This window comes from Roseateles rivi (genome assembly GCF_043555845.1).
Taxonomy (GTDB): Bacteria; Pseudomonadota; Gammaproteobacteria; order Burkholderiales; family Burkholderiaceae_C; genus Roseateles; species Roseateles rivi.
In genome coordinates this window covers 228,475-241,314 of the sequence record NZ_JBIGHZ010000004.1, presented here as the reverse complement: position 1 = coordinate 241,314, position 12,840 = coordinate 228,475, and the positions used below count along the sequence as shown (strand labels likewise).

Genomic DNA, 12,840 nt, shown 5'->3' with positions numbered 1-12,840 from the left:
CACGCCCTGCCGCTGCGCGCCGCCCCCGCCCCCTGAAATCCGGGAAACTTACGTTTACGTAAACGTCAACCGGGGCCTAGAATCGTCCGCAGCTGCCCGCCTGGAGTGACCGATGACTGACTTGTCCGCCGAATTCAAAGCCCTCGCCAACTACCGTCCCACGCACAAGGTGCGTTTTGTCACCGCCGCGAGTTTGTTCGATGGGCACGACGCGGCCATCAACATCATGCGCCGCATCTTGCAGAGCATGGGCGCCGAGGTCATCCACCTCGGCCACAACCGCTCGGTGGACGAAGTCGTCACCGCCGCCTTGCAAGAAGACGCCCAGGGCATTGCCATCAGCTCCTACCAGGGCGGGCATGTGGAGTACTTCAAGTACATGGTGCAGCTGCTCAAGGAACGCGGCGGCGCGCACATCCAGGTGTTTGGCGGCGGCGGCGGCGTGATCGTGCCCGCCGAGATCCGCGACCTGGCCGAGCACGGCGTGCGCATCTACAGCCCCGAAGACGGCCAGCGCATGGGCCTGCAGGGCATGATTGGCGAGATGGTCATGCGCTGTGACCGCTCCCTCTCCAGCTACGCCCCCACCGACCTGAACGCCATTGGCGGCCACAGCGACGCCGCCTGGCGCGCCCTGGCGCAGTGGCTCACGGCCGTGGAAAACGGCGAGGCCGACCCCGCGCTGATCGCCCAAATGCGCGAGCGCGCAGCGCAGGCCCACACCCCGGTGCTGGGCATCACCGGCACGGGCGGCGCGGGCAAGAGCAGCCTGACCGACGAGCTCATACGCCGCCTGCGCCTGGACCAGAGCGACCAGCTGCGCGTGGCGCTGATCTCCATCGACCCCTCGCGGCGCAAGAGCGGTGGCGCGCTGCTGGGCGACCGCATCCGCATGAACGCCATCAGCGAGTGGTCCACGGGCCCCAGGGTCTTCATGCGCAGCCTGGCCACGCGCGACTACGGCAACGAAATCAGCCAGGCCCTGCCCGACTGCATTGCCGCGGCCAAGGCGGCAGGCTTTGACCTCATCATCGTCGAGACCTCGGGCATCGGCCAGGGCGACGCGGCCATCGTGCCGCACGTGGACGTGCCGCTCTACGTCATGACGCCCGAGTTCGGTGCGGCCAGCCAGCTCGAAAAAATCGACATGCTGGACTTTGCCGAGTTCGTGGCCATCAACAAGTTCGACCGCAAAGGCGCGCTGGACGCGCTGCGCGACGTGGCCAAGCAAGTGCAGCGCAACCGCGAAGCCTTCACCACCAAGCCCGAGGACATGCCCGTCTTTGGCACCATGGCCAGCCGCTTCAACGACGACGGCGTGACTGCGCTCTACCAAGCCCTCAAGCCGCGCCTGATCGAACTGGGCCTGGCCCTCTCGGCCGGTGCACTGCCCGCAGTGAACACCCGCCACAGCACGCACCAAACGCCCATCGTGCCGCCCGCACGCAGCCGCTACCTGGCCGAGATTTCCGACGCCGTGCGCGGCTACAAGCGCCGCGTGCGCGCCCAGGCCACGCTGGCACGCGAGCTGCAGCAGCTGCGCGCCAGCCAGCACATGCTGGGCCAGTGCGGCAACGACGAGCCCGCTGGCGCGCTCACCCCCCTCATCGAGCAGCGCCAGGCACGCCAGGACGCCGACGCGCGCCAGCTGCTGACCCAGTGGCCCGCCATGCAGCAGGCCTATGCGGGCGATGAATACGTGGTGAAGATCCGCGACAAGGAAATCCGCACCGGGCTCATCCACACCAGCCTCTCGGGCACCAAGATCCGCAAAGTGGCGCTGCCGCCCTACGAGTGCCATGGCGAGCTGCTCAAGTGGCTGATGCTGGACAACGTGCCCGGCTCCTTCCCCTTCACCGCCGGCGTGTTTGCCTTCAAGCGCGAGGGCGAAGACCCCACCCGCATGTTCGCTGGCGAGGGCGACGCCTTTCGCACCAACCGCCGCTTCAAGCTGGTGTCTGAGGGCATGCCCGCCAAGCGCCTCTCCACCGCGTTTGACTCCGTCACGCTCTACGGCGCCGACCCCGCACCGCGCCCCGACATCTACGGCAAGGTGGGCAACTCCGGCGTGTCCATTGCCACGCTGGACGACATGAAGGTGCTGTACGACGGCTTTGACCTCTGCAGCCCCTCCACCAGCGTGTCCATGACCATCAATGGCCCCGCGCCCACCATCCTGGCCATGTTCATGAACACGGCCATCGACCAGCAGCTGAGCAAGTTCGTCAGCGACAACGGCCGCGAACCCACCGCCGACGAAGCCGCCAAGATCAAAGACTGGGTGCAAAAAAATGTGCGCGGCACCGTGCAGGCCGACATCCTGAAAGAAGACCAGGGCCAGAACACCTGCATCTTCTCCACCGAGTTCTCGCTCAAAGTGATGGGCGACATCGCCGAGTACTTCGTGCACCACCAGGTGCGCAACTTCTACTCCGTCTCCATCAGCGGCTACCACATCGCCGAAGCCGGGGCCAACCCCATCAGCCAGCTGGCCATGACGCTCTCCAACGGCTTCACCTTCGTGGAGTCCTACCTGGCGCGCGGCATGCACATCGACGACTTCGCGCCCAACCTCAGCTTCTTCTTCAGCAACGGCATGGACCCCGAGTACACCGTGCTGGGCCGCGTGGCGCGCCGCATCTGGGCCGTGGCCATGCGCGACAAATACGGCGCCAACGAGCGCAGCCAAAAGCTCAAGTACCACATCCAAACCTCGGGCCGCAGCCTGCACGCGCAAGAGATCGCCTTCAACGACATCCGCACCACGCTGCAAGCGCTGATTGCCATCTACGACAACTGCAACAGCCTGCACACCAACGCCTACGACGAAGCCATCACCACGCCCACCGAAGAAAGTGTGCGCCGCGCCATGGCCATCCAGCTCGTCATCAACCGCGAATGGGGCCTGGCCAAAAACGAAAACCCCAACCAAGGCGCCTTCATCATTGAAGAGCTCACCGAGCTGGTGGAAGAAGCCGTGCTCACCGAATTCGAACGCCTGGCCGACCGCGGCGGCGTGCTGGGCGCCATGGAAACGGGCTACCAGCGCAGCAAGATTCAAGAAGAATCCATGCACTACGAGATGCTCAAGCACACCGGCGAGTACCCCATCATCGGCGTCAACACCTTCCGCAACCCCCACGGCGACCCCGTGCCCGAGCACATCGAACTGGCGCGCTCCACCGACGAAGAAAAGCAAAGCCAGCTGCAACGCCTGGCCGACTTCCACGCCCGCCACGCCGAACACAGCCCCGCCGCCCTCAAGCGCCTGCAGCAAGCCGTGATCGACAACGGCAACGTCTTCGAAGTCCTGATGGACGCCGTGCGCGTATGCTCACTGGGCCAAATCACCTCCGCGCTGTTTGAGGTGGGGGGGCAGTATCGGCGGAGTATGTAAAACGGGGCTGGACGCCTGGGGGCTGAGTACGGCGCCCCCGTTCTGACCACCGGGCGCAAGGAAGAGACGGTGGTGGAAGTGGCTACTGCGCGTCCAGTGAATTCCACTGGCGCACAAAGTCGGCAGCATTTCGGGCTTGGGCTTGCGCCAAAGTTTCGATCGATGCGCGTGCCGAAGTGTTCATCGGGTTCGGCAAGCCAGGTGGCCACACTGTCGTGCCAGCGAGTGCGCGAGTGCGCCTTAAGGCCTCATCGTCCATGTCGGGCTTGTATTGATGACGCCAAAGAGCCCAAGCGTAGTCGAGCGCGTACTGCCGCTGTCGCTGGAGCACCGTGGCGTCGGCGCTCAACGCAGCTGCCTGAACCAATGCGGCCGCCAACTGCAAGGACTCATCAAGACTTTGCGTCACGCCAGGACCTGTCACACGCCGACCTTCTTGCAGCTTGCGCTCTCTATGCAAGAGCGCTTGGGAGGCGGTCATCAGGTCACCGCTCCACAGGTCTTTTCTAGCTTGCGCCACCAATTCGGCGTCGGACGGTTTGCCAGGAAATGGCTCGTGCAGGGTCATCAAGATCACCGCAGCGCCGGCCTGACCACCACGAAAAGCCCGCACCATCAGAGCCTGGCCAAGTGCCTGAGCGTCACCTTGAACACTTTGGCAGGCCACGAGTTCTTGATGGTGGCGCCGCGCCATCTGCTGCCTCACGGGCTCCGACAAAACGCCTGCGTTGGCGAGTTCCAATTGCGCATTCTGCGTCACGCGTTCGCAGCTCAGCAGCCTGTTGCCGACCACCAGCGCCTCTTGAGGTGTGAATGAGTCCATGCCGTAAGCCAGCCTTGTGCCCAATAGCGGCTCTGAGGCGGCAATGGCCTGAGGGGTGGGCGCTGACGCCGGGATCATTGACCTGGCAGTTTGACCCTCTGGGCTGCTTGTTTGATTGGCCGCGGGCTTGGCAGCATGAACCGGGGATTGTCCCTGCGGGGTTGTCGCGGGTTGCTGCGCATATTGAACTGCAAGATACAGCACAGCACCTGCCACCAAAACGCGTGAAATATATTTCACAGATATATTTAAAATACTTCTTTGTTGATAATTATTCTCATTTACAGCCATTGCTGGCGTGGGTATTTACCCTTGTAAATTGCAGCTTCGCACACAAAATCCATCTATCGCACGCCAAAATGGCTTGGGCGCACTGGCGCTCCACGCGACGCAAGTCCGTGAATGGCATCGCGTGAGTCAAGCGCAATAAGTCGGCCTTGAAAAATTCGTTGCCCGTCAAGAGCCGGGAGGTCATGAACCCGGCCCGTGGTTCAGCTGACGGCATGCCAATCGCCCAATACCCAGCCGGACGCATGCATGTGTTCGAAGGTTTCTGAACTGTTGCCCGCATCGGCCACCTGCGCGCCAATCAAGGCGGGCGGATCCAAGGCGTGGCGTTTGGGCGACCGCTGGATGCCTGAGTGGTGCGCTCGATCAGCGCCCTCGGCGCTCTTACTCCTGAGGCGGCACCGAGGCCAGAGTGGAGAGCCGCACGGGGCCTAGCAGTTGGCGGGGGGCGGGGACTTGCCAGCCCAGCAGGGTGCGTGCGGCGGCCCCGCAGATGCGGCCTTGGCAGGCGCCCATGCCGCAGCGGGTTTGCAGCTTGGCGCTGATCCAGTCGTCAAAGGGCAAGACGGCGGAGAGTGGCACGTCCTCGCAGCGGCACAGCAAGGTGTTGCTGCGTGCGAGTTGGCGCACGGCGTCGCTCAGGGCAAAGTGCTCGCGCACCCGTTGCGACCAGGCCAGGCCCTGTTGCAGGCGCCGCTGCAGGCGCGCGGCTTGGTCCTGAGGCTGGCTCACTCCGGCCGCGCTCAGCCCGGCCAGCTGCCCCTGCGCAGCGGCCAGTTCGGCGCCGCTGTGGCCCGTGCATTCGCCTGCGGCCCAGATGTGGGGCACGCTGGTTTGGAGTTGGGCGTCGGTGTGCAGCCCGCCGTGTTCGGCCAGGGTGCAGCCCAGCAGCTGTCCCAGCTCGACATTGGGCACCAGACCAAAGCCGCAGGCCAGGCGCTCGCAGGGCATGAATTCCAGGCGCCCTTGGCGCTCCACCGTCACGGCCTCGAGCTGCAGCGTGCCATGGGCCTCGCGCACCAGGGTGTCGGCCTGGTAGCCAGACTGCAGCAGGCGCAGCGCCTGCCAGGCTTTGGCGGGGTGGCGCCACAGGCCCGCGCCAAATTCGCGCAGCGCGGCCCACGGCGCTTGTTCGGCAATCAGCTGCACGCGCGCACCGGCAGCGCGCGCGGTGGCGGCTGCGGCCAGCAGCAGCGGCCCGCTGCCAGCCAGCACGATGCGCTGCCCGCGCACCGGCAGCCCGCCCTTGATGAGGGCTTGCAAAGCGCCCGCACCAGTCACGCCCGGCAGGGTCCATCCGGGAAAAGGCAGCAGCAGTTCGCGTGCGCCCGTGCACAGCACCAGGCGTTGGTAGTGCAAGACATAGCCTTGCTCAGCGCCTTCCACCAGCAGGGCTTGGGCACCGGCGCGGCCCACCACGCGCAGGCCTTGCAACCAGCGCACATTGGCGTGGCGGCCCAGTTCGTCCAGCAGCCTGGCCAGCGGTGGCGCCACCTCCCTGCCCTGGCGCCAGATCTGGCCGCCAGCGGCGGGGTTGTCGTCCAGCAGCGTGATGCGCATGCCGCTGGGCGCGGCGGCCAGGGCCGCGTGCAGGCCCGCCGGGCCGGTACCGATGATGAGCAGCTCGCAGTCCTGAGCCTCAGCCAGCGCCTGGGGCTCGGCGTTGGAATCCAGCAGGGCCGTTCGGGTGTTGATGGATTGATCGGGGGCGCAAAGCGTCTGGCAGGCCAGGGCTTGCTGGCCATTGACTTGCACCCGGCACTCCTGGCAGACGCCCATGCCACACAGCGGTGCCCTGGGCTGCCCACGCACCGAGCTGCGCATTTGCGCGGGCGGCAGCTGTGCCAGCATGGCGCCGAGCTGGGCGCAGAGCGGCGACTGACGCGGTTTGCCATTGAGGTGGAGCTGCAGCATCACCGGGCTGACCTGGCGCGACGTGGGAGGGCTCATGCGTCCAGTTCCGAGTTGAAGCTGCGCCAGGCGTAGTCGGCCTGCTTGAGCGGCGGGCTGGCTCCGGCCATGAGTGCGGCCAGCTGCTCGGCCGTGGACAAGGCGGTGGTGACCCCATGCCCCTCATGCCCCACGGCCAACCACAAGCGCGCGCGCTGGGGGTGGCGGCCAATCAGGGGCAGGCCGTCTGGCGTGGCCGGGCGCAGGCCGCTCCAGCTGCGCAGCGCGCAGGCACCGGCCAAGCCCGGCAGATAGCTGATGGCGCGGCGCAGCAGCTGGGCCAGCAAAGCGGGGTCCACGCTGGCGTCCTGGCTGTCGTACTGGCGTGTGGAGCCAATGAGCAGCTGCCCGGTGGGGCGCGGCTGCACGTTGACAGCCACCGAGGCACCGCTGCGCTGGTGGGCGCTGGCCATATAGCCCAGCTCCACCAGCTGGTGATGGACGTGGCCGGGGTAGCGGTCGGTCACCACCAGCAGGCCTTTTTTAGGCACCACGGGCAGCTCGGGGCACAGGCGCGTGGCGTGCACGCCCGCGGCCAGCACGATATGCAGTGGGCGGTAGCAGTGGAGTTGTGTGCGCACGCTGCCATCCTCAGGCAGGGCCAGCACTTCTTCTTGTGAAAACTGCAGGCGCCGGGGCTCTTGCGCCAGCAGCCAGTGCGCCACGCGCGGGGCGTAGACGGTGGCGTCACCGGACACGCGCAAGGCGCCCACCAGGCCGGGGCGCAAAGCAGGTTCGGCCTCAGCCAGGGCTTTGGCGTCCAGCCATTGGCAGGGCACGCCGGCCTCGCGCAGGCGCTGCGCCTTGGTGTGGGCCCAGGCCAGTTCCACATCGTCCGCGGCCATCCACAGCGTGCCGCAACGGTTCCAGGCACAGGAGGCGTCGAGTTGCGGGGCCAGCTCATGCCAAAGCCGCAGGCCGTAGCTGCACAGGGCCAGCTCGGCTGGGTTGTCGTCCAGCGCCACCAGGTGGCCCATGCCAGCGTCGGTGGCCGCACCCAGGCGCGCGTCCAGCACCAGCACCTCACGCCCCTGTGCGGCCAGGGCACGTGCGCAGGCGGCACCCACAATGCCCGCGCCAATCACCACCACTTCAGGACTGCCGCGCAAACGGGGCTCCGAGTGCTTCAAACAATGCCCCAACCCAAACGGTCGGTGGGGTCGATGAGCAGCTGCGCTTGGGCGCACACATGGGCACGGCCACGCAGCGTGGGCACCACCCAGCCCGGCTGCTCGTGGGTCTCGTACCAGGCCTCAAAACAGCTGCCGATGACGCTGGCCTGGCACCAGCGCTGCTGCGGCGCCAGGCTGCCGCGCGCGGCCAGACAGGCCAGCTTGGCGCTGGTGCCGGTGCCGCAGGGGGAGCGGTCATAAGCACCGCCGGGGCACAGCACGAAGTTGCGGCTGTCGGCGGCCTGGTCTTCGTCGCCTTGCGGCGGCGCGAAGAGTTCGATGTGGTCGATCTCGGCGCCATCGGCCCCGCACACGCCCTGCTCGCGCAGCGCCTGGCGCAGCTGCAAGCAATAGGCAGTGAGTTCGGCCACATGGGCGCGGCCCACGCGCTGGCCGTGGTCGCTGCACAAAAAGAACCAGTTGCCGCCCCAGGCCACATCGCCATGCACGGTCTGCCCGCTGGGCAGGCGCAGTGCCACGTCAGCGTGCAGCCGGTAGGCCGGCACATTGCGCACGCTCACGCTGCCGTCTTCGTGCAGGGTGCAGCGCACGGGGCCCACGGGCGTTTCCAGGGTGTGTTCGCCGCAGCCCAGGCGCCCCAGATAAGCCAGCGAGGCCACCACACCCATGGTGCCGTGGCCGCACATGCCCAGATAGCCTTCGTTGTTGAAGAAGATCACGCCCGCCGCATGGGCGGGGTTTTCGGGGGCGCACAGGAGCGCGCCCACCACCACGTCGCTGCCGCGCGGCTCCAGCACCGTGGCGCGGCGCCAGGCGTCGTGCTGCTGCGCCAGCAGCGCGCGGCGCTGCGCCATGCTGCCCGTGCCCAGGTCAGGAAAACCCGCCACCACCAGGCGTGTGGGCTCGCCCCCGGTGTGGCTGTCGATGACCTCGATGCGCTGCATGGCGTGGCCGCTCACGGCCGGGACTGGTAGGCCACAGGCCGCGTGGCCAGGGCCTGGCGCACGATGCGCTCCACGCGCTCGCGCTCCTGGCCCACCAGCGGCAGGCGCGGGGCGCGCACATGCTCGCTGCCCACACCCACCAGGGCGTCGATGAGCTTGAGGTTTTGCACCAGCTTGGTGGACACGTCCAGGTGCAGCATGGGCGTCATCCAGCGGTAGAGCTTGAGGGCTTCGTCAAAGTCGCCCGACTGCACCAGCTCGTACAGCGCCACGGTTTCGCGCGGGAAGGCGCAGCCCACGCCCGCCAGCACGCCATCAGCCCCCAGCGTCAGCGCTTCGTAGGCGAGGTCGTCCACGCCGATGAAGAGCTGGTAGCGGTCGCCCACGGTGTTGCGCAAATCGGTGATGCGGCGGATGTCTCCACTGCTTTCCTTGATGGCCCACAGCCATTCGCAGTCCGCCAGCTCCTGCATGTGCTGGGGCAGCAGGTCCACGCGGTAGGCCACGGGGTTGTTGTAGAGCATGACCGGGCGCGCCGCAGCCTCGCAGACGGTGCGCACATGCTGCATGGACTCGCGCGCATCGCCGGGGTACATGACCGCGGGCATGAGCATGTAGCCCGCCACGCCGATGTCGTTGCAGGCCTTCACATAGCGCAGCGCCTCGCGCGTGGAGGTCTCCGACACATTGGCCAGCACCGGCACACGGCCCTCGGCGGCTTTCAGCGCGATGCGCGCCACTTCCACTTTTTCTTCCAGCGACAGCGTGCTGGCTTCGCCCAAGGAACCGCAGGTCACCAGACCGTGGATGCCGTTGCGAATCTGGAAGTCAATGTGGCGCGCCGTGCCTTCGGCATCGATGCGCTCGTCAGCGTGGAACTTGGTGGTCACCGCGGGAAACACGCCACGCAAATCAGACTTCAACATCAAAAGTTCTCCAGTCCTTGGCGCAGCACAGAGCGCACACGCCATGCAACGCCGTGGCATCGCAGAGTTAATCAAGGATTCTCTACAAAGCGCCGCGCCACCGCCACGACAAAAGCACCGCCCACACCGCACTTAGGGGGTCAGATCATGGCATTTCACGCAAAACCCACAATCACAGCATTCAGGCGAAAGGCACTGCCTGACACCAGGAAGGATTTGGCGCACCCAAAAAATGTCACCCGACCAGCGCGCACCCACCACCCCTTGAACAAGGGGTTTTGAGCAGCAACCAGCGCGTTTGGCGCTTGCCACCAAGGGCCCCACCGTTGACCCCTTGAGCTGGCAGTTCATGCGGCGGAATTTGCATCTCGTCGCCTGCACATGGTGCGGGGCGGGTGCGCTGCCGATACTGACTCCATCGACAGCAAATTTCACCCCAAACCGCAACGGAGCCCACCATGAACACCCGCCTGATTCAAGCCCTCAGCACCCTGGCCCTGACCCTTTGCAGCCCCCTGCTGGCCCAGGCCCAAAGCCAACCAGCAGAGCACCTGCCGCGCGTGGTGGTCACGGGCAAGTCCATCGCCGCCAGCCAGCAGGCCATCACCCTGCCCCGCGTGGTGGTGTACGGCAAGTCGCTGGCCAGCACGCAGCAGGCTCTCTACCTGCCCCGCGTGGTGGTGCAAGGCCGCAGCTTGGCGGCCCCCACCCTCAACATGGCCGCCAAAGCCCAACCGAACCGCATCTGAGCCCCATGTTGGTATTGACCCCTCCACAGCACGAGCCGATGCGCGGGCGCAGACCCCACTGCTTCCTCGCATCGGCTTGAACCGCGGCCGGTGGCTTAGAGCTCCAGCGCCAACACACCGCCCACGGGCACAGCGTCCCAGGCCTGGGTGAGCTCGGCCATGGCCGCGCGCACGGCATTCAGGGCCGCGGCGTCCACCGCCAGCGGTGGGCAGCCGCGCGCCTCACAGGTCAGGTGGTACATCGCGATCAAGTCCTGCGCGCTGGCGCTGGCACCGCTCCAGGCGTCGCCCTGAATCACCTCCACCAGACGCTCCACGCCGTCGCTCTGCGCTTGGCTGTGCATCTGAAAACTGGCCGCTTCGCCGTCTTTGATGCGGCCCAGAAATCCCCGCGCCGCCAGGGTGTGCTCCACGGCGTAATGCACCATGTCGTGCGGAATGATGCGCTGCTTGGGGCACTCAATACGCTGCGGCGCCACGCCTGGGCGCTGCAGCTCCAGCACATCAAATTTGCCCAAGCCCTTGGTGAAGTTGAGTTTCATGTCAAAGCCATGCCTGCGCGGCCTGATGCCGCCGTGGCGCTCATGCTAGCGCCGCCAAGGGCTTGGCCCATGCAGGCGCACTGGTCTCTTCCATCAAAGTCGCAGGCGCCACCTAGTCGCTTTGACTCGCCCCCATCAAACCCACCCCCTGCACCACCTCAGGCCGCCAATGCCAGAGCTGGCGCACGGGCGGGTCGGTCCAGGTGGTGGGGCATTGCAGGGGGCTTTCGTGGATGCCTTGGCCGGCGCGCAGGGTTTGGCCGGTGGCGCAGGCTTGGCGCACGGCTTGGGCGGCGGCCAGGGGTTGGTCCAGCAGGTGAATGCCTTGCAGGCGCACGATGAATTGGCCTGGCAGCAGGCGTTGGCAGCGCATGCGGCGGGGCAGGAGCAGGCCGCCGGGGGTGGCTTGCAGGGGCAGTTCGCCCTCGCAGGAGGCACTCAGCAGTTGCTTGGCCAGGTCCAGGGCCAGCAGTTCGCGCAAGGCCCAGGGGAGTTGGGCGTCGTCGCTGGGGCTGAGGTCTTGGGCCTGCAGCCAGGGTTTCATGAGGGCGGTGAAGCCTTGGGCAAAGCCTTGTTGGTTTGAGCCCAGCAGTTGCTGCATGGGGCCGGTGGCGGCGCCGAGGTCGGCCCAGCGGGCGAAGTCGGCCTGGCTCACGCCGCTGCTGGGAGCCTGGCGGTGCAGCGTGGCCAGGTCGGCCCAGGCCCAGCCGGGCGCGCGCGGGCGGCCTGCAGCGCGCTGCAGCTGGGCGCCGAGCATGAGCACCAGGCCGCAGGCATAGGGGTCTTCGTGAGCGTGGTAGCCCTGGGCCAGGGTGGCGGCCGCGTGTTCGGCGCGGCGCACCAGGCAGCGGTTGAGGGCTTCGTCCAGAAAGCGCAGCAGGGCTTGCGGGCTCAGGGCAGCGGCTTGTTGCATGAGCAGCAGCGAGGCCCATTCGGCGTGGCCTTCGTGCAGCCAGGGGTAGCGGTCGTCGCTGCGGTAGAGGCCCATATTCCACCAGTGCGTGGCCTCGTGCAGCAGGTAGCGCTGCAGCTCTTGCAAAGCCAGGTGCTGGGGGTCCAGGGGCAGGCGCAGGCGCATGATGTGGCCGTCGCTCACATCGGCCTGAAAGCCCGGTGGCGCAGCGGCGGTGAGCACCACGGCGGCGGGCTCGCGCAAGGGCTGGCCGTAGGCCTGCTGCAGAGCTTTGGCGGCTTGCTGCAGGCTGGCCAGAACGGCCTGGCGGCGCGCGGGGTCGACTTGGTCGTCGTGCAGCAGCACGCCCGCATCAAAGGTTTGAAGCTGCAGGCGGCCCAGCGCCACGTACTGCGCCGCCCCGGCCGCACGCCAGTGGGCGCTTTCTTCGGGGTGGCTGAGCAAGGCGTCGACCGCAGCGGCGGGAATGAGCTCTTCAACCGCGCCCTGCACGGCCTCGGCGCGGTGCACACGGCCGCGCTGCAGCACCAGGGCGCCCTCCCCTGCGGGCGGCAACCAGCGCCAGCGCAGGCCAGCTCCGGGTGCGGCGGCGACCCAAAAACCGGTGTGCAGCAGCACGCCTTGCGCGCCACCCTCGCCCAGGGGTTGGGCAGCCTGGTAGACGGCCGGGCGCATGAGCAGGCGCGGCTCCACGGTGAAGCGCGCAGCGCTGCAAGGCGCTTGCAGCTCCAGCTGGCTGTCGGCGGCGTTCCAGCGGCTGCAGGCGTCGGCGGGACGCACCCACTCGCGCCAGACTTCGCGCGCGGCAGCGCTGTCGTTGGGCAGGCGCAGGGTGCGCACGCCCGGCGGTGGGGTGTAGCTCAGCAGCAGGCGGGGTTCGGGGCCGGCCTGCCAGGCCAGCTCGATGAGCACGGGCGCCACCGCAGGCGCGGCGCTGGCCTCACACCAGGCACCCAGGGCTGCCGCCCCACACACGAGCGCGGCGAGCCGCCCTAGCCTCTTGCCCCAAACCACCATGGCCACCACCCCTTGGCCCGCTCTGGCGCAAGCCTGGCGGCCCAATACAGCACCGGGCACGCCTGCAGGGGTTGTCGTCGTCATCGCGCCCGCGCTTGAGGGGCGCGGCGCTTACCCGAGCCCAGCGCTAGGGCATGGGCTGCGGGGGCGCAGCAGCG

General features: G+C 67.4%; 9 protein-coding genes. 2 read left to right on the top strand and 7 right to left on the bottom strand.

Going from position 1 to position 12,840, the window contains the following annotated elements:
* The first annotated feature begins 112 nt into the window (after window positions 1-112).
* Complete coding sequence (gene icmF / locus ACG0Z6_RS11240; protein WP_394461402.1) at window positions 113-3,397, top strand: fused isobutyryl-CoA mutase/GTPase IcmF; 3,285 nt, start codon at window positions 113-115, stop codon at window positions 3,395-3,397.
* An 82-nt stretch (window positions 3,398-3,479) separates the two neighbouring features.
* Here the strand turns inward: icmF and ACG0Z6_RS11235 are convergent, their stop codons facing one another.
* The 5 genes from ACG0Z6_RS11235 to ACG0Z6_RS11215 all read right to left on the bottom strand — a co-directional run bounded on the left by ACG0Z6_RS11235 (window position 3,480) and on the right by ACG0Z6_RS11215 (window position 9,461).
* Window positions 3,480-4,460 carry a hypothetical protein gene (locus ACG0Z6_RS11235; protein WP_394461400.1) on the bottom strand — a complete coding sequence of 327 codons (981 nt, stop codon included), beginning with the start codon at window positions 4,458-4,460 and terminating at the stop codon, window positions 3,480-3,482.
* Between the two features lie 432 nt (window positions 4,461-4,892).
* A complete protein-coding gene (locus ACG0Z6_RS11230; RefSeq protein ID WP_394461397.1) occupies window positions 4,893-6,458 on the bottom strand; it encodes an FAD-dependent oxidoreductase in 1,566 nt (521 codons plus the stop codon).
* Window positions 6,455-7,567: an NAD(P)/FAD-dependent oxidoreductase gene (locus tag ACG0Z6_RS11225; RefSeq protein WP_394461395.1), complete on the bottom strand. Its 1,113-nt coding sequence runs from the start codon at window positions 7,565-7,567 to the stop codon at window positions 6,455-6,457. The genes ACG0Z6_RS11230 and ACG0Z6_RS11225 overlap by 4 nt, the downstream gene beginning before the upstream one ends.
* Window positions 7,568-7,584: 17 nt before the next feature.
* The gene (locus tag ACG0Z6_RS11220) at window positions 7,585-8,535 is read right to left on the bottom strand and encodes a 4-hydroxyproline epimerase (protein ID WP_394461945.1); all 951 of its coding nucleotides are present in this window, start codon (window positions 8,533-8,535) and stop codon (window positions 7,585-7,587) included.
* Window positions 8,536-8,546: 11 nt separating this feature from the next.
* On the bottom strand, window positions 8,547-9,461 hold the full coding sequence (locus tag ACG0Z6_RS11215) for a dihydrodipicolinate synthase family protein (RefSeq protein ID WP_394461394.1): 915 nt from the start codon (window positions 9,459-9,461) through the stop codon (window positions 8,547-8,549).
* 458 nt (window positions 9,462-9,919) lie between these two features.
* Between ACG0Z6_RS11215 and ACG0Z6_RS11210 the strand changes: the two genes are divergently transcribed.
* Window positions 9,920-10,210 (top strand): hypothetical protein, encoded by a 291-nt coding sequence (locus ACG0Z6_RS11210; protein ID WP_394461392.1) that lies wholly within the window; start codon window positions 9,920-9,922, stop codon window positions 10,208-10,210.
* A gap of 95 nt (window positions 10,211-10,305) precedes the next feature.
* On the opposite strand, the gene ACG0Z6_RS11205 is transcribed toward ACG0Z6_RS11210, so the two are convergent.
* Together ACG0Z6_RS11205 and ACG0Z6_RS11200 are read right to left on the bottom strand one after the other, a co-directional pair.
* Entirely contained in the window at window positions 10,306-10,752 is a 447-nt protein-coding gene (locus ACG0Z6_RS11205) for a hypothetical protein (protein ID WP_394461389.1), read from the bottom strand.
* 112 nt (window positions 10,753-10,864) lie between these two features.
* A complete protein-coding gene (locus ACG0Z6_RS11200) occupies window positions 10,865-12,766 on the bottom strand; it encodes a hypothetical protein (RefSeq protein ID WP_394461387.1) in 1,902 nt (633 codons plus the stop codon).
* Between the last annotated feature and the right edge of the window lie 74 nt (window positions 12,767-12,840).